Origin of the sequence: Gordonia sp. UBA7860, assembly GCF_002500165.1 — a bacterium.
Lineage (GTDB): Bacteria > Actinomycetota > Actinomycetes > Mycobacteriales > Mycobacteriaceae > Gordonia > Gordonia sputi.
On the sequence record NZ_DLSO01000156.1, the window covers coordinates 635 to 16998 of the forward strand.

The 16364-nt window shown below is 65.8% G+C and carries 19 protein-coding genes; 9 read left to right on the forward strand and 10 right to left on the reverse strand.

Going from position 1 to position 16364, the window contains the following annotated elements:
• On the reverse strand, window positions 1–683 hold a 683-nt coding region (locus B3T59_RS19405; protein ID WP_287004885.1), incomplete at its 3' end, for a thiamine ABC transporter substrate-binding protein.
• A gap of 413 nt (window positions 684–1096) precedes the next feature.
• Between B3T59_RS19405 and B3T59_RS19410 the strand changes: the two genes are divergently transcribed.
• From B3T59_RS19410 to B3T59_RS19425, 4 genes are all read left to right on the forward strand, one after another.
• A complete protein-coding gene (locus B3T59_RS19410) occupies window positions 1097–1903 on the forward strand; it encodes a hypothetical protein (RefSeq protein WP_005207391.1) in 807 nt (268 codons plus the stop codon).
• Window positions 1904–2197: 294 nt separating this feature from the next.
• Window positions 2198–3154, forward strand: a complete 957-nt coding sequence (locus B3T59_RS19415) for a hypothetical protein (protein WP_082946583.1) — start codon at window positions 2198–2200, stop codon at window positions 3152–3154.
• Window positions 3151–4428, forward strand: a complete 1278-nt coding sequence (locus B3T59_RS19420) for a lipase family protein (protein WP_287004887.1) — start codon at window positions 3151–3153, stop codon at window positions 4426–4428. Before B3T59_RS19415 ends, B3T59_RS19420 begins: the two co-directional genes overlap by 4 nt.
• Entirely contained in the window at window positions 4428–5189 is a 762-nt protein-coding gene (locus B3T59_RS19425) for a lysoplasmalogenase family protein (protein ID WP_287004889.1), read from the forward strand. The genes B3T59_RS19420 and B3T59_RS19425 overlap by 1 nt, the downstream gene beginning before the upstream one ends.
• Window positions 5190–5196: 7 nt before the next feature.
• Here the strand turns inward: B3T59_RS19425 and B3T59_RS19430 are convergent, their stop codons facing one another.
• Window positions 5197–6717, reverse strand: coding sequence for a sugar porter family MFS transporter (locus tag B3T59_RS19430; protein WP_287004890.1), 1521 nt, complete (start codon window positions 6715–6717; stop codon window positions 5197–5199).
• Window positions 6718–6878: 161 nt separating this feature from the next.
• A complete protein-coding gene (locus B3T59_RS19435) occupies window positions 6879–7370 on the reverse strand; it encodes a hypothetical protein (RefSeq protein WP_287004925.1) in 492 nt (163 codons plus the stop codon).
• Window positions 7371–7435: 65 nt separating this feature from the next.
• Here B3T59_RS19435 and B3T59_RS19440 point away from each other — a divergent pair, with 65 nt between their 5' ends.
• Window positions 7436–8023: an HhH-GPD-type base excision DNA repair protein gene (locus B3T59_RS19440; protein ID WP_005207397.1), complete on the forward strand. Its 588-nt coding sequence runs from the start codon at window positions 7436–7438 to the stop codon at window positions 8021–8023.
• Between the two features lie 9 nt (window positions 8024–8032).
• Window positions 8033–8947 (forward strand): hypothetical protein, encoded by a 915-nt coding sequence (locus tag B3T59_RS19445; RefSeq protein ID WP_039856265.1) that lies wholly within the window; start codon window positions 8033–8035, stop codon window positions 8945–8947.
• Here B3T59_RS19445 and B3T59_RS19450 read toward each other — a convergent pair.
• Genes B3T59_RS19450 through B3T59_RS19480 form a run of 7 tightly spaced genes read right to left on the reverse strand, consistent with a single transcriptional unit; the run spans window position 8877 to window position 13341 of the window.
• Complete coding sequence (locus B3T59_RS19450; protein WP_287004891.1) at window positions 8877–10319, reverse strand: WS/DGAT domain-containing protein; 1443 nt, start codon at window positions 10317–10319, stop codon at window positions 8877–8879. The genes B3T59_RS19445 and B3T59_RS19450 overlap by 71 nt on opposite strands.
• 14 nt (window positions 10320–10333) lie before the next feature.
• Complete coding sequence (locus tag B3T59_RS19455) at window positions 10334–10891, reverse strand: hypothetical protein (protein ID WP_005207400.1); 558 nt, start codon at window positions 10889–10891, stop codon at window positions 10334–10336.
• Entirely contained in the window at window positions 10888–11565 is a 678-nt protein-coding gene (locus B3T59_RS19460) for a DUF6286 domain-containing protein (RefSeq protein ID WP_064904367.1), read from the reverse strand. The genes B3T59_RS19455 and B3T59_RS19460 overlap by 4 nt, the downstream gene beginning before the upstream one ends.
• The gene (locus B3T59_RS19465; RefSeq protein ID WP_064904369.1) at window positions 11562–12131 is read right to left on the reverse strand and encodes an Asp23/Gls24 family envelope stress response protein; all 570 of its coding nucleotides are present in this window, start codon (window positions 12129–12131) and stop codon (window positions 11562–11564) included. Before B3T59_RS19465 ends, B3T59_RS19460 begins: the two co-directional genes overlap by 4 nt.
• Window positions 12124–12306 carry a DUF2273 domain-containing protein gene (locus B3T59_RS19470; RefSeq protein WP_005207403.1) on the reverse strand — a complete coding sequence of 61 codons (183 nt, stop codon included), beginning with the start codon at window positions 12304–12306 and terminating at the stop codon, window positions 12124–12126. Before B3T59_RS19470 ends, B3T59_RS19465 begins: the two co-directional genes overlap by 8 nt.
• The gene (locus B3T59_RS19475; protein ID WP_287004893.1) at window positions 12299–12835 is read right to left on the reverse strand and encodes a hypothetical protein; all 537 of its coding nucleotides are present in this window, start codon (window positions 12833–12835) and stop codon (window positions 12299–12301) included. The genes B3T59_RS19470 and B3T59_RS19475 overlap by 8 nt, the downstream gene beginning before the upstream one ends.
• Window positions 12835–13341 carry an Asp23/Gls24 family envelope stress response protein gene (locus B3T59_RS19480; RefSeq protein WP_287004894.1) on the reverse strand — a complete coding sequence of 169 codons (507 nt, stop codon included), beginning with the start codon at window positions 13339–13341 and terminating at the stop codon, window positions 12835–12837. The genes B3T59_RS19475 and B3T59_RS19480 overlap by 1 nt, the downstream gene beginning before the upstream one ends.
• A gap of 274 nt (window positions 13342–13615) precedes the next feature.
• Between B3T59_RS19480 and B3T59_RS19485 the strand changes: the two genes are divergently transcribed.
• The 3 genes from B3T59_RS19485 to B3T59_RS19495 all read left to right on the forward strand — a co-directional run bounded on the left by B3T59_RS19485 (window position 13616) and on the right by B3T59_RS19495 (window position 16358).
• Window positions 13616–14335, forward strand: a complete 720-nt coding sequence (locus tag B3T59_RS19485; protein ID WP_287004926.1) for an RNA polymerase sigma factor — start codon at window positions 13616–13618, stop codon at window positions 14333–14335.
• The gene (locus B3T59_RS19490; RefSeq protein ID WP_251722933.1) at window positions 14332–14898 is read left to right on the forward strand and encodes a hypothetical protein; all 567 of its coding nucleotides are present in this window, start codon (window positions 14332–14334) and stop codon (window positions 14896–14898) included. Before B3T59_RS19485 ends, B3T59_RS19490 begins: the two co-directional genes overlap by 4 nt.
• A 185-nt stretch (window positions 14899–15083) precedes the next feature.
• The gene (locus B3T59_RS19495) at window positions 15084–16358 is read left to right on the forward strand and encodes an AI-2E family transporter (protein ID WP_064904371.1); all 1275 of its coding nucleotides are present in this window, start codon (window positions 15084–15086) and stop codon (window positions 16356–16358) included.
• The last annotated feature ends 6 nt before the right edge of the window (window positions 16359–16364 follow it).

The following is a 16364-nucleotide window of genomic DNA, read 5'->3' on the forward strand; positions in this document are numbered from 1 at the left end:
CCCGACACGATCGTCGCGCCCGCCGCGGACACCTGCTTCCAGTAGTCCTGCCAGTTGTTCCCGAATACTCCGACAGTGCTGAGCAGATATGCCATACCCGGCGACGACGTGCCGGGGTCGATCAGCGCGGCCTGCTTGGCGTAGGTGGGATCGGTCAGGTCGCGCAGACTCTTCGGCGGGGTCTGGCCCTCGCGTCGATACCACTCGTCGTCGATGTTGAGACAGACGTCGCCACGGTCGACCGCCGTCAGCTCGTTGTTCGAGTCGGGCACCGCGTATCGATCGGCGCCGTCGGCCAGAGCGGGCGATGCGTACGACTCGAGCGCCCCGGCCTGAATGGGTCGGGTCGCGAACGTGTTGTCGATCCCGTACACCGCGTCACCTTTCGGCGAACCCGGCGTGAGAGACACCGTCGACGCCAGCTGGCCCGCGTCGCCGCTCTTGACGACCTTGAGCGTCTGGCCGGTCTCCTTCTTGAACTCGTCGAAGACCGTTTGCGGGAGATCGAACGAATCGTGGGTCAACAGCGTGACCTGAGAATTCGACGACGGATCGTCGCCACACGCGGTCAGCATCGACGCTCCGACCGCGACAACCGCTGCGGCCACCGCCCCGGTGCGTACCAACCCTCTGCGCGTACTCCGCTCCCAGCGGGGGCGTCTCACTGCGGTCCGGTCTGTCACCAGCGCTCCTCATCTCCGGGCGATCCACATCTCCTGGTGCTCTTCGCATGCGAGATCGACGCCTTCCGACACACAGAACTCGGGCGACACCACTGAAGAAAGACACACCACCGAGAAGACCGACATTGATCGAACTCCTGTCGATCTAACCAGGTGCATCACTGACGTTCCGCAGACCAGCAGACAGTGCACGTCCGTACGTAACATTCGTAACAATTGCATCACCTGCACCAAAATCGGGGTGCTTGCGGCGTTAGGCTCCCCTGGACACCGCCCCATCGCCGGGGCTTAGAATGACGCGCCGGCGTTTGAGGACAGGACGCCCGGGTAGGGTCCCGAGTGCACCGTTAGCCGGTGCTCGACAAGTACCGAGTGCCCGATAAGTACACCGACAACCGATAGGACTCCGACAAGTGCGTCTCTCAGCACTGACCAGTCGCGCCCGCATCGCAGTGGCCGCAGCAACGGTCGCCGTCGCCGCTTCGCTCGCCGCGCCGAGCCTCGCGCACGCGGCACCGGCGCCCACCCAGGCCACGAAGGTCGACCAGCGCACGCTGGATTCCCTCGGAGCCTTCGCGCCCGCGATCATCGGCTCGGTCACCACGCCCGGACCGGACGGCAAGGTGAACGCTCAGCTGTTGCAGCAGGCGCGCGCGATGGCCGATCAGCCGGGGCTCCCCCCGCAGGTCGCCGCCACCTGGCAGAAGATCACCGACTTCCTCGGCGAACCCGGCCGCAAGCAGGTCGCCCGGATCGAGGCCGCAAAGCCAGGCGATCCGGAGATCCCGCAAGGTCCGAACGCACCGAAGATCCAGGAGTTCCTCTACCCGACGCTCGGCTTCGGCTGCATGCCCGGCGGCGGCAACTCCCTCGGACGAGCTCTCGTGACGGCGGGTCCGCAGAAGGCGCCGGCCCCAGGCCCCAAGCGCGGACAGGCCGGCTATGTCTACACCAGCCTCGGCACCGGCCCCGCGATCAACAATCAGGCCCGCCAGCTGCTGGTCAGCTGGATCAACATCGACAACGGCCGCACCGGTCAGCTCCAGCTCAAGCGCAACGCGCTGATCAACGCGACCAACGGACCGGGCACCTTCACCGGGATCGCCTCCACAGGCAAGGGACGCGTGATCTCCACGATCTACGGCGACGTGACCACCAAGACCAAGGGCAAGGTGCTCAGCTGCACCATCATCCCGACGATCGGACTCGCGATCATCTGATCCGACCCGGGTACCACGCTCGACCGGTACCACTCTCGGCCCGCAGCACCAACGACAAGCCGGGGAAGCAGATCTGCTTCCCCGGCTTCGCCGTTTCCGGCTCCCGATGTGGCCCGAGCCGTCGAATCGGGGTCACCGTGCGGGATCGCATCGGGGTCGCGTGCACATCACAGCTCGGACTCGCGACTTGCAGACCCCACCTCAACCGTGGTCTCTTGTAACTCTAGAAACATCTGTCACATCTGCACCACGCTATTCGCGCGTGGGCTGATGGTCGTGTCGAGGAGAAGCATGATGATGTCGGCCCTACACACCGCACTCGGGCACCGCACCATGACCGGGCAGCGCGAGCAGAACCGCCGTCGAATCCGGGTTGGCGTTGCGGGAGCGGTCACGGCGGCCGCGATGCTGCTCGTCGTACCGGCGACAGCATCGGCTGCGCCCGCGTTGCCGACCGCGCCGACGACACTGGCTCCCGACCCTCAGTCACTCGGCAGTGTCCCGCTCGACCACGAGCTCGCCGAGGCAGTCAAAGCACTCAAGGCCGCAGGCGTCGACCAGTTGGCACTCAAGGCCGCCGAGGCCGTGAAGTCCTCGCTGGGACAGCTCTCCACCGCCGACATCGAGAGCAAACTCAATACCCTCTCCGTTGCCTTCGGTGGCGCTTCGGCATCGCGCGACGTGAGCGCCACCGGCGTCGCCCCCCATCCCGTCGCCGGTTCCGATGTCGCGTCGGTACTCAAAACGCTCGGCATCCAACCGTTCTCGCCCGCGATCGCACCGTTCTGCGCAGCGCCCACCGACGACAACCCGCTCGGGATCGTGACAGGCGCCGCCGGTGCGGCGCCCGGTCCGTGGCCCGCCAAGGAGGAGCCGATGAAGGTTGTCGAGCCCCTGGCGCCGCTGCTGAAACTCATCCCCGGCATCACATTGCCGAAGAAGCTGAATCTCGTCGACAAGGGTGAGACGGCTTTCGCGTTCGTCCCGGCCGCCGTCGGTACCGGCACCGCCGATGACGGTCAGATGCAGGTTGCGTGGTTCAACACCTCGACGCTCCAGGGCGGCTTCGAAAAGCTTGCCCCGGTGACGGATCCGACCGCGCGGGTTCTGCTGCCGATGCTGTCCGGTGTGCGCCTCGCACCGGTGAAGACCGGTAGCGGCACCATTCTCGCCGCCATCTACGGCACGTCGAACAACGCGGGACGCTCGTGCTTCTTCCTGCCTGCGGTCGGCGTGGTGAACGCCAAGTGACCACGTCATCTCGCCGTCGGAGACCGCGGAGGGCACAGGGCAGATCGCTTCGGATTGCGACGTGCGCAGCCATCGCCTGCGTAGGCCTCGCGGCAGCACCTGCCCTGGCGTCGGCGGCCCCACCAGCGTCGGCCGGTGAGCCGAGCGCGCAGTCCTCCTCGGACCCCGCCAAGACTTCCGACCCCACCAAGTTTTCCGACACCACAACGACTGTCGATGCGGTCACGACAAGCGGGGCGTCGGCAGGCGCGGTGTACTCGCGGCGGCCGATCACCCGATCGGATCTGGTGCCCGGCGCGGCGAGCGGCACGGTGTTCACCTACGCGACCACCGGGGCAGATCACAAGCCGCAACGATCGAGCGGCGTGCTGCTGACACCCTTCGGATCCGTTCCCGCAGGCGGATTCCCGGTCATCGCGTGGGCGCACGGTTCCCGGGGCCTGGCAGACGGGTGCGCTCCGTCGGTGCGGCCGGCTGTCGCTGATCTCGATCAAGCACGGACGTGGCTGTCACGTGGCTACGCGGTGGTGAGCACCGACTACGCGGGACTCGGAACCGCCGGAACACCACAGTATTTCGACACCGATGCGACGGCGCGCAACATCGTCGACGCGGTGCGTGCCACCCAATCATTGCGCAGCGATGTCTCGCGTCGGTGGGCCGTCGTCGGTCAGGGACAAGGTGCCGCAGCTGCGGTCACACTCGCTCGGATCGGGCCGACACTCGGCGGCCCGAACGTGGACTTCCGCGGCGCCGCCGCGTCGTCGATCCCGGCACAGTTCTCGTCGCTGCTCACGAAACTCGGCCCCGGCACCGTCAACCTGCCCGCCGGGTTGACCGCCGACGCCCTCTACACTCTCAGCGCCATCAGCAGCGCGCGCCCGTCAGTGGATGTGGTCGACTACCTCACCGAGAGCGGCAGAAGCTGGTTGAACCGTGCGGCGCAACTGTGCGTCGCCGATCTGACCCGCGAGGTCGACGGTGTGTCGCTGGGATCGCTGTTCTCCAAACCACTCTCGGGCAATCGAGAGCTCGCAGGTGTTCTCGAGGCGGCATCGGTGTTGCCGGTTCGTGGCTTCACCCGACCGGTGATGATGACGCAGGGGCTCGTCGATCCGTCCGTGATCGTGCCGCTGACGCTGAACTACATCAACGACGCCCGGATGGCCGACAGACAAGTCACCCCGCGCCCGTATCTGACTCTGTCCGCTGACGGCGCAAACAAGATGGCCGACAACGACATCCGTTCGTTCATCGCCACCGTCATGCGCTGATGGGTCCTCGACAGCGAGCCGCGTCGGGAGGATTTCGACACCGAGCGGCGTCGGCAGGCTTTCCCCTCGCCTACGCACTCTCATCGGCTGTCGCGAGCGCCGCGGGCGCATTCGGAACACGACGCGCCGCCGCACTCACCAAGCCGATTCCGCTCGCCCTGCTCGCAGGACGCGCACTACTGCGTCGACAGCACCACTACTCCGGTCTGGGCATCGACGATGCGCTGCTCGCCGGTGCCATAGCGTTCTCGGCAGCAGGCGACCGCGCGATGCTTCTCGAAGAGTTCACGCCAACTGACACCGAAGCCGATCGCGTGACAAAGGATCGTCGACTCGCGACGGGCGCAGCGCTTTTCGGTGTTGCGCAGCTGTGCTACTCCACGTTGTTCTGGCGCCGCGGTGCCCGACCGACAGTCCAGGCGTTCGCGCCGAGGATGGCGGCTCTTGGTGAGTCGGCCGCAGTCCTGGCCGCCAACCGACCTCGTCCGCTGCTCGTGCTCTCCCCGTACGGCACCTCGTTGGCGGCGATGTCGACGCTGGCGGGCGCCGTCGACTCCCCGCAGCCGTCCGCTCGCATCGGCGGACTGTTGTTCCTCGCATCAGATTTCACGATTCTCAACCGCCGACACCTGATCTCGGGTGCCACCGCGCGCAGCATCAGCGAAGTCTGGGTCCTCGCAAGCTATTTCGCGGCACAGTATCTGCTCACCGATGCAGTCGACGTCGCGGCGTCACCCGACGCAGCCGGCGAGCTCGCCTGACCCGGACCTAACTCGACTTCGCCCGCTTCGTCGCCTCGAAGCGGGAGAGATCGTCTGCCGCAACGGCATCCATCTCCTCGAGTTCGAGACCCTTGGTTTCGCGCACCTTCGCCCTGACGAAGAAGTACGACGCCGCGGCACAGAACGCGAAGAAGCCGTAGACCCATCCGAGTCCGAGGCTCGAGCTGGCCGGCGGGAAGAGCATCGAGATGGTGAAGTTCGCCAGCCAGTTGAACGCGGTACACACACCGAGCGCGACCCCGCGGATTCGGTTGGGGAACATCTCGCTGAGCATGACCCACATGACCGGACCCCAGGTGGCGGCGAACGCGATCACGAAGAGGTTGGCTCCGATCAGCGCCACGACACCCCAGTGCCCATTGAGCGTCAGACACTCGGAATTGGTGTTCCCCGGTGTGCACTGCGTATCGCCGACAGAGCCGGTCTCCTTGTAGTGCGACTGTGTGAAGGCGACGCACGCCATGACGAGTCCGATGAACATGCCCACCGAACCCCAGAGAAGCAGCACTCGCCGCCCGATTCGATCGACGAACAGAATCGCCACGAACGTCATCACCACGTTGATCGCCGACGTGATGACCGACGTGGTGAACGCGGAGTCTGTGCTGAATCCGACGGACGTCCACAGGCTCGTCGAATAGTAGAAGATGGCGTTGATACCGACGAACTGCTGGAAGATCGCCAGCCAGATACCCACCCAGACAAGCGGATGCAGACCGAACGACGGACCGCGCAGATCCGACAGCTTGGCCGACGATTCACGCTTGACGGTCAGTTTGATCTCTTTGACACGATCGAGCGGATGCTGCTCTCCGGTGACCTCCTGCAGGATGCGGGCGGCCTCCTCGTCGCGGTTGTGCCCGACGAGATACCGCGGAGACTCCGGGATCAGCAGCGCGAGAATGCCGTACACGACTGCGGGAATGACGCCGACCAGGAACATCCACCGCCAGGCCTCGAGTCCCCACCACAGGGTGTTCATGGGGTCGCCACCGGGCGCGGCCTGTTGAAAGAGCTTGTCCGACAACAGCGCTGCGAAAATGCCGAGTGTGATGGCCAACTGCTGCATGGATGCGAGCGCGCCGCGATAGCGCGCCGGCGCGATCTCGGCGATGTAGGCGGGGGCGATCACCGAAGCGATGCCGATGCCGAGTCCGCCGATCACGCGCCAGATGAGCAGGTCCCAGACCGTTTGGGTGTACGCGGTTCCGACGGCCGACGCGGTGAACATCACCGCACCGAGGACCATCACGCGTTTGCGACCCCAGACGTCGGCAAGACGACCGGCAAACCATGCACCGACAACGCAACCGAGCAGTGCGATCGCGACGGCGAAGCCCTTGAACAGCGATCCCAGCCCGAAGGTGTCCTGGATGGAGTCGACCGCGCCGTTGACAACGGAACTGTCGAAGCCGAAGAGGAATCCGCCGACGGCCGCTGCGACGCTGACGCCGATGACCCGCGCTGTGTGTTGATCAGATGAAGGGGCAGAACGTGCTTGTGACATTGCCTGACCTCGCCTCGATGCTCGGTTCGCGGGGACGCAGCGCCCCAGACGTGATTTTCACGTTACCCAATGTTGTTCAGCGTGAAGGCGTTTTGCACGGCACCACACGCGAAACCGTGACAGCGCGACGAGATCGAGCTCAGATCGTGACAGTCCGGCGTTCAGGCGGTTGCCGTGCCGCGGCACGTCGAGAACTGCGGGTTGACCATCGGTACGAACGCGATGGCCCCGATCTTCTGTCGAATGACGAACGACACCGGTCCGGAACCCGGATGAATGTCGATCTGCCAGGAGATGTTTCGCGCCCGGCTCGGCGCGCTGACCACACCCGTGCGACCCGTCGCCAGGTTGCGCCACGTGACCGTGACGTCCATCGAGTACTCGACGAGCCCCGGCTTGCCGCGATCGGTGCCGATCAGCTCGATCGCCGGAGGTGGCAGACCGTCCGACGGGAAACGGATGCCGTTGAAGACATCGACGTGGATGCGCAATGGCCCCAAGGGCCACGGATTGGCGCTGTCGCACCTCAGCGAGGTCACGAAGTTGGGGTTGCTGTATTCCGGAATCGCCTGCGCGCCGCCGACGCCGACGGTCGTCAGTCCCGTAATCGCGAGGATTGCCGCACCCACGATCACCGCCATCCGGCGCACCATCAGCCTGCCTGCACCGACTACCCCTTCGCGCATGGCGTCATTGTAGGAGTCCCTAGGATGGAGCCATGGCAAAACTGCAGATTGCCCAAGACCCGGCCGCAGACGAACTGCTGTCGACCGACGCGTTCGCACTGCTCACCGGCATGTTGCTCGATCAACAGTTTCCGATGGAGCGCGCCTTCGCCGGGCCGGCGAAGATCCGCGACAGGTTCGGTTCGCTCGATCCCGAAGCGATCGCCGACGCCGATCCCGAGGCCTTCGCCGACCTGTGCGCCACACCGCCTGCCATCCATCGCTACGGCCGCTCCATGGCAGGCCGTGTGCAGTCGCTCGCCCGGGTTATCGTCGACGAGTACGACGGCGACACCGCGCGCCTGTGGACGACAGCCACCACCGGCAAGGAACTGTTCGACCGCATACGCGCACTGCCCGGCTTCGGCGATCAGAAGGCGAAGATCTTCACGGCGCTCCTCGCAAAGCAACTCGACGTCGCTCCGCGCGGCTGGACCACGGTCGTCGGCGACTACGGCAAGAAGGGTTTTCGGTCGGTTGCGGACGTAACCGACCCCGACTCACTGCAGAAGGTTCGGGACTTCAAAAAGGCCGCCAAGGCAGCAGCCAAAGCGGGCGATCAGGCGTCGTCGAAAGGCTAGGGTGTCGTGGTGGTCGAAGAACGTGACACCGATGTCGACATCGTGCCTGTGGACCTGCGCTCGGCCGTCGACCTGCCGTTCCGCCTAGGGTTCGCGATAGCAGGTGTGGCACTGACCGCCGCGGAATCGGCGGTCACCATCGCGCGAGTGACCGCGACGAGTGTGCAGCACGAGATCGGGCAGGCCATCGGGGTCTCGGGCGCCGAACTCGGCGGTGCACGCGCCCCGCTCGCGCTGCTGGCTCAGCTGAGCGATCTGATGTCACCCGACCGCCCGCTGGGCAGGCTTATCGCGCCGGGAGGTCCACTCGAGCGACTGGTCACTCCCGGTGGCGTCATCGATCGCCTCACCGCCAAGGACGGCCTCCTCGAGAAGTTGACGGCCCCGGGCGGGATCTTCGACCAGATCACCGACGAGAACGGCATTCTCGTCCGGCTGACCGCCAAGGACGGACCGCTCGACCGACTCACCCGCGAGGGCGGCGTCGTCGACCAGTTCACCGAGAACGAGGGCATCCTCGAGCGTCTGACGTCCGAGGGTGGGATCGTCGACCAGCTCACCGCTCCCGGTGGAGTGTTGGAGAAGGCGACAGAACCCGGTGGTGTCCTCGACAGGCTCGCGGCCGACGGTGGTCTTCTCGATCAACTCGTCGGCGAGAACGGCGCGGTCGAGCGCGCCATCACGCCCGGCGGCACGCTCGATCGCATCACCGAACTGACAGAGGTCATCGCGACGCTCGCCCCGAATCTCATCGCGATGCAGGACACGGTCCACGAGCTCGCCGAGACCGTCGATCTTCTCAACCAGACTGTTGCACCGCTCGGCGGACTCGCCGACCGGCTGCCGAAGCGGCTCACACGTGGCCCACGGAATTCTCTTCCGAGCGGCCACGATCCATCGCGGGCGCCACACGACCAGCTTTGACGCTGCGGGGTCGGAGGGTCCCGAGCCGGTCGATCGCTTCGGACAACAACGTCACGTAGTCGTCGACGTCGGGAGCGATTTCCGGCGACGTCGTCACCGAGATGGTGACTCGATCGGCGATTCCGTGCACGCCGTGCGTCAGCCCTTGCACGGGAGACAGCGCGGGAAAGCCCGTTGTCGCGAGGACCGGTCTGCCATCGAGCGCGAGGTCGCCCGCACCCCGATTCACCGACGACACAACGGTGACCCCGGTGATGTTCTCGGGAACCAACGTCGGATCGAAGTGTCCGATGCCCCACCGGGTCAACGCCGCGGGCGTCGCGGCGGTTGCCGCACGCGATGCGACGCGCGCCGGATCGTCGTCGGCGCGACGGGCGGTGTCGATCTCGGCGGCGATCAGACGAGCCCGCTGCGCGAGATCCGGCTCGTCGACGTGGAGGTCGACGCCGACGTTACGAAAGTTGTTGCGCACCGCCTTCTTTGGTGACCGTGCGACGGTGAGCTCGACGACGAGACTGCCCTCGGGATCGGCGAGGAACGTCGGCAGTGCCAGCGAAATGGCCACCAGCGCACCGACTGTGACACCGAGGTCACCGATACGCAGAGCCTCGCGCTCCACGGTGATCGTGCGCAGGGTTCGACCCGCTCCCGGTGCGCGATTCAGGCGTGAGAGCGGCACACCGCCGCTCTGCTGTGGCGGAGAAGCCCGATACCGTTGCCAGGCAACGAATCCGCGAGCGATCATCGAAGCGAACTGCGCGGGCAGGCGCGCCGCCCCGACCACCGCTCCCGCGGCCCGTAGAGCCGAATCCGGAAGTGCGCGTATCGGATACGCGGAGGTGGCGGGTGATGGGGCCACTTGTCCGAAGAGTTCGCGGGCGATCGCCGCGGTGCGCCGACCGTCCCCGAGTGCGTGCGAGAACTGCAGGGTCACGACGACGCCGCGACCATCGCCACCTCTCGGTCCGGCGGCGTCCGGAACCTCGTCACCGAGAGCTCCCGTGCCCGGAACCGACGACACGTGAGCGAAAAGATGTACCCGCCAAGCCATCTCGGTCGGATCGAGCTGCTCGGCCATCCGATCGGCCAGAATCGCGAGACATTCCTGCCAGGTGAGCGCGGCGTCGTCGACGACGAACTGCCGCGGCAGAATATCGGCGTGCACCCAGTAGGGCCGATCGAGCGTGAACGGTATGTCGAGGACGCGCAGCCTCAGGTCCGCGATGTTCGCCGCCCTCGTCGCGATCCACGCTGCGAGCTCAGCGGCGTCGACCGGCCGGTCGTCGGCGAAGATGTAGACCACGAACTGGTCGTTGGGGATGATCGGCGCCATCCAGTACGGCACCACATCCGTGGCCGACAACCGCTGCATCGGGCGAGATCCCGTCAGCCCTTGGGGGTTTCGAAGTGAACGAGACCCTGGACGTGGACGTCAGAACCGTCCACCGCAGCCCGGATCAGTTCAATTTCTGGTCCGAGCACAGCGGCGACGTCGTCGTAGGAGTACGTCGGCGGCGCCGTCACGGTGACCCTGATGAGTTTGCGACCTCTGTCGTCGAGGGCCTTGGCCGAGACATCGTCGAACATCGTGTGTCCGGCGAGGTCGGCGGCGACCGCGTTCGCGATCAGTTTGGGCGCGACGATCAGTTCGCCGTCGTCGTTGCTGCCCGCGAGCTCGAGGTCGTCGACCTTGCTCGGGCGAATGGCCGTTGAGATCAGCGACCATCCCCAGATCAGACCGATGATGACGATTCCGAACAGCAGCACCGTCCACCAGTCCGTGCCGTCGAGGCGGGCGGGCCAGCCCGAATCGAGGTGATCGGCCCAGTCACGAACCTTGGGCACGTTGAGTTTCCACAGAACAGCACCCACTCCGACGACGAGGCAGATCAGACCGATCAGTCCTGCCGTGATCCGGTGAAATGACGCGGGTCCGCGGTTCATCGCGATGCCCCCTTCTTGTGTCGAGTGACCACCTTGAGCTTCACGCGCATCTTCTTCTCCAACGACGACGCAACGCTTTCGAGCGTGTCGCGAAGCGCCGACTCGTCGACCGCGGAATCGGTGGTGACGAGGACCTTGGCACGCCGTCGTCCGACGACCGTTGTCGCGTGTTCGACGCCCGGCACCGACAGCGCCGCTGTGCTGAATCGGCGTGCGACGTCGCCGCGTCGAGTCCACAGGACCTCGAAATCGCCGAGGCTGACGTGAGTGCGCCGACGCGGAGCGAGAGCCGTCCACACCAGGAGAAGGCCCACGATGATGAAACCGACTGCCGCAGCCCACATCCAGTCCTGCCACGTTGCGCCGTCGAGCCAGTCGGCAGCGGCCTGCAGCCACCGCGTGCCCGACACCCAACCCGCCTCGACGAGCAGGTCGTGGATGGCGACCGCGACCAATGCGAGCAATGCGACGCCGATGATCACGCCGGACACAACGGATTTCGGCCCTGCTGCCGGGACGAAGACCTTGCCCTTGTGGGTGTCAGCGGTACGCGCCTCAATGACGGCGCGCTCGTTCTTGCCCGCTGTGTTCTTGTCCCCCGTGCTCTTGCCCGCTGTGCTCTTGTCCGCCGTGTTCTCGTCCTTTGGGGCGGCGTCCGGCGTGGTCGTGCTCATGACTCCTCCTCATCGCTGTCGGTGACCCGCTCGCTGCGGGTGGCCCGACCCTCCGGCGATTCTTCGGAAACCTCCGATGGTGTCGTCGGGTTCGGGATCTCGACAAACCCTGCGCGACGGCTCTTTGCCTGTGCCGTCGTCACGATCTCGGCGACTGTCACATCCACCCGTCCGGGGCGAACTCCGGTCAGCCGAGTGACCTCTGCCGCGACGTGATCACGCACCTCGGCACAGACCGCGGCAACCGCGCACGGCCACAGAAGCGCGACCGTGAGTGTGATGGTCGGCGCGGTCTGCGACATGTCCGTCGACGCGGACGGATACCCACCCGCGAGTGGGTTGAGCGCGTTCAGTACCGACGCGCCCTTGCCGTCGGATTCGATCACCCCGTCTACCCCGAGTGCGGCTCGTTCTGCGATCTTCTCGCCGACACGGTCGTCGAGAACCAGACTTCCGCGAGCGCCCGGATCGGACGCGTCGGCAGCCTCCGGCGACAGGGCCGGCGCTGCCGTCCCGACCGCCGACGCGCCTAGATCGCCACGGGTGACGGTGACTGCATCAGCCACGGTTCCGGCTCTTCAGCAATCGACCGAGATCGAGCACACCGTCGCGGTGCAGCCCGATGACCAGCCCCACGGCTCCGAGCACGATGGCCAGGATGAAACCCGTGAAGCCACCGGTCGTCGCCGCGAGTGCGAGGAGCAATCCGACAATCAGACCGATCACCGCGTTGTTACTCATCGTTGTTCACCTCTGTTGATCGAGTTGGATGTGCCTGCGTCGATGTATTCGCGACGGGGATGTCACCGATCGGAATGTCACCGATGGGAATGTCGCCAACGGGGATCTCCCCGGCTGGTGTATCCCCGCCTGATGTCGTCCCGGGTTCGGCGCGAGACTCGGCGGGTCCGACCGAGATGTCCTCGACGACCACCGAAACGGGCACGCCCGCTACCCGCGACGCGGCTGTGACAACCTCGTCGGCGACCGCACGCAGGTCGTGGTTGACGTCGACGACGATGTGTACCTCGCCCGAGTCGTCGGACATGCGCACACCGCTGACCCGGCCACCTGGCAGATACGTCGCGACCTCGCCGAACACTCCGGCGTGCAGACCGGTGACCCCGGGCACCGCCTCCGCGGCCGCAGCGACCTGCTGCGCCACCGATCCCGCTCCGACGTCGGAGCGAGTCGCGGCGCCCGGATCACTCGCGGCGCCCGACTGCGACGACCCCAACTGCGACGACCCCGACTGCGACGACCCCGACATCACTGCACCCGTGGCGCGCTCGACGTGTCGTCGTCTTCGTCGCCGAAGTGGATGTCGTGCACGGTGACGTTCACCTCTGTCACCTCGAGGCCGGTCATCTGCTCGATCGAGGTGATCACGTTGCGCCGGATGGCCGCCGCGAGTTGGTGAATGGCGACGCCGTAGTCGGCGACGATCGAGACGTCGACAGCGGCCTGCCGCTCCCCGACCTCGACGTTGATGCCCTGAGTGGTGCTGGTGCCCGTACCCGGGATCACCTCGCGGACCTTGCCGACCATGCGTTCGGTCGTGCCGCCGACGTCGTAGACGCCATTGATCTCGCGCGTCGCGATGCCCGCGATCTTGGCGACCACCTGGTCGGCGATCGACGTCTTGCCACGTTCTCCGGCGGGCGCCACCTTCTTGGAGGCATCAGCCAGCGCGACCGCGCTGCTGCTCTTGACGCTCTCGGTGCCGGTCGTGCTCGACTGGTTGGTTGCGGTTCCTGTGGCTGCGTTCTCGGCCATGACGCTCCTCTTTCCTTATTCTCATCCGATATGGACGGTCAGACGACGCGCCCCGACAACCTCGAACGCTCGCGCCGACCTTTCGGCACGCCGTCCGGGGGTAACCGGGACGGGGAGCAATGAAGGCGGGATCTTTGACCCGCTTCCTCATCGCGCCCGTATAAGGTCAGTCGTAGTGAATCCGATATCTGCACGCGTGAATTCGCGTGACGCCGGACACAGTGACGAGTCACCGTCGGCGGCGGGCCAACATTCCGGCGCGCCGCGTCCGTCGCTGCGCTCCGCTCCCGGTCCGTCATCGCCCGCTCCCGCGTTTAGCGACTTCTCCGAGGATGAACTCGCCGCCGCCGCGGCGGCGGGCGATGCCGAGGCGTTCTCGGTCCTCGTCGGAAAGCTCTCGCCGTCCCTGCTGCGCTACCTACGCCGCATGGTCGACGATCCGCAGACCGTGGAGGATCTGGCCCAGGACACACTCCTCGACGCATGGCGCGGACTCCCCGATTTCGCTTTCCGCAGTTCGTTCAAGACGTGGATGTTCGGGATTGCGCATCGCAGAACCGTCGACCATTGGCGTCGGCGCCGCGACATCCCGACCGCGGAAGAACGCTTCGCCGACCTCACCGACCCGCATCCCCTTCCCGCCGACGAGGTACTGCACACGTCTCTCGTCGACGCGTTGCGTCGAGAACTGGCGACCCTTCCGGAGACGTCGCGCGCCGTATGGTGGCTGCGAGAAGCCGAGGGACTCTCGCTCACCGAGATCTCGCGGGTCCTGCAGATCTCTGTCGGCTCGGTCCGCGGGCACCTGCAACGAAGTCGGCGGTACCTCGCGACCCGCCTCGCCCCGTGGCGGCCCGGCGCATCCAACGACGACGCGTCCAACGAAGCCGCAACAAACACCGAGAAACCCGGTGCAGGGCCGACAAGTACAGGGCCGACAAGTACAGGGCCAACGAGTACAGGGCCGAGTCCGTTGAGAGGAGGACGACGATGACGCGAACAGACAGGACAACGCGCGGCGCGGGTTCTCCCGACACCGACTTCGACGACCGCTACGAGAGACTCGACGACGACTCCGACGAGACCGACGCCTGGCTGGTGGAGGCGAGTCGTCGACTCGAGGAACCCGACCGCGACATCGCCCGCCTCATCTCGTCGATCACGGGAAAGCTCGGGCGAGTCCGACGCAACGGCCGCATCCTCGACACCGATGACGGCATGGTGAGCGTCAACGACCGGGTCGTCAAACAGCTGCTCGCCACACGTATCCGACACATACTTGGCCGACTCGTCGTGCTGGTGGAACTCGACGGCCCCGAGAGCCGCGATATCGGCGAGGGCCCGCGCGAGCAGGGCAGCTCGGAGAACGCTGTCAGTCGGGTGCGCATCGGCCTGATAGCCCGCTACCACGACGATCTCGTCGCCGATTCCGATCGCGTACGCGAGGTCGCCGACGACGTGTTGGCGTCGACTCTCGGTCCCTCGGCGTCTGCCACGGCACGCCAACACATCGACGTCCGGTGGCAGGATCTCTACACCAGAAATTGGATCGACTGAGCCCGAGCCGGTACGCGTGTTTCGCTCTCGCGAATGGCACGAGCGTCTATATGCTTTGCCCGACGGGTTTCTTCGTCACAACCGTCATAACGAGCGCGGCGTCTCAAAGGCACGACCGCTGCGCCATCGGGATTGCTGCGTCACAAGGGATATCTGCGGGGGCCGACGCCGACAGAAAGGTCGACATGGCGGACGAAGACGCGACTGACGACAAGGTCATTGACGGCGAAGTTGCCGACGACAAGGTTATCGACGACAAGGCAATCAACGACCCGGGTTCGCCGACCTGGGCACTTCCCCGGGGAACGGTGGTGCTGCTGACCATCGCGGGCATCGTTGTCGCGGTCTTGGGAATCAAATCGATCGGATCGATCGTCGGGCCCGTGTTCCTCGGCCTGATCATGACCGTCGCTGTTGCCCCGTTGCCCGGCTGGTTGCGACGCAAGGGCTGGCCCAAGTGGGCCGCATTCCTCGCGACGGTCCTACTGGTCTACGGGATCATCCTCGGGCTGTTCGGTTCGGTCATCTACTGCATCGCCCGGCTCGCGACGATCCTCCCCCAGTACAGCGACAAGTTCAACGACCTCATCGACGACATCCAAAAAGCACTGTCCGACCACGGCATCGGACAGGACAAGGTCAACGACATGCTCTCGCACGTCGACGCGGGCAAGGTATTCGATGTCGTCGGCGACGTCGTGTCGAGCACGGCGAGCGCGGCGTCGGCTCTCATCTTGGTGCTCACCGTTCTGCTGTTCATGGCCGTCGACTCGATCAACGCCGACGAACGTTTCGACGTTCTGAAGAAGGTTCGCCCCGACGTGGCGCACGCGTTTCAGACGTTTGCCTCGGGCACGCGTAACTATCTCGTCGTCTCGACGGTGTTCGGCCTGATCGTGGCCGTCTTCGATACCGGCGCCCTGTGGCTGATGGGCATTCCGCTCCCGCTGCTGTGGGGCCTGCTCTCGTTCATCACCAACTACATCCCGAACATCGGCTTCGTGCTCGGAGTCATCCCGCCCGCGATCCTGGCACTCCTCGACGGAGGCTGGACGCTCGCGTTGTGGGTCATCATCGTCTATTCGGTGATCAACTTCGTGATCCAGTCGGTGATCCAGCCCAAGTTCGTCGGCGACTCCGTCGGTCTCACCACGACGGTCACGTTCCTGTCGCTGATCTTCTGGGCTTGGGTGATCGGCCCGCTCGGTGCGCTTCTCGCCATCCCACTCACGCTGCTGTGCAAGTCGCTCCTGATCGACATCGATCCGTCGACCCGCTGGGCTGACGTACTGGTCTCGTCGGGTCGACCGACCACGGACGAGGTCGAGGACGCGCGACGTCACAACGATCGGGAGGAGCGGATCCGCAAGGTCGAGAACCAGACTCTACGCGCGGGCGACAGCGACAACAGCGACAGCAGGGATGGCGAGGAGAGAGGTGGCGGTGAAAGCATCGCCTGATGGTCT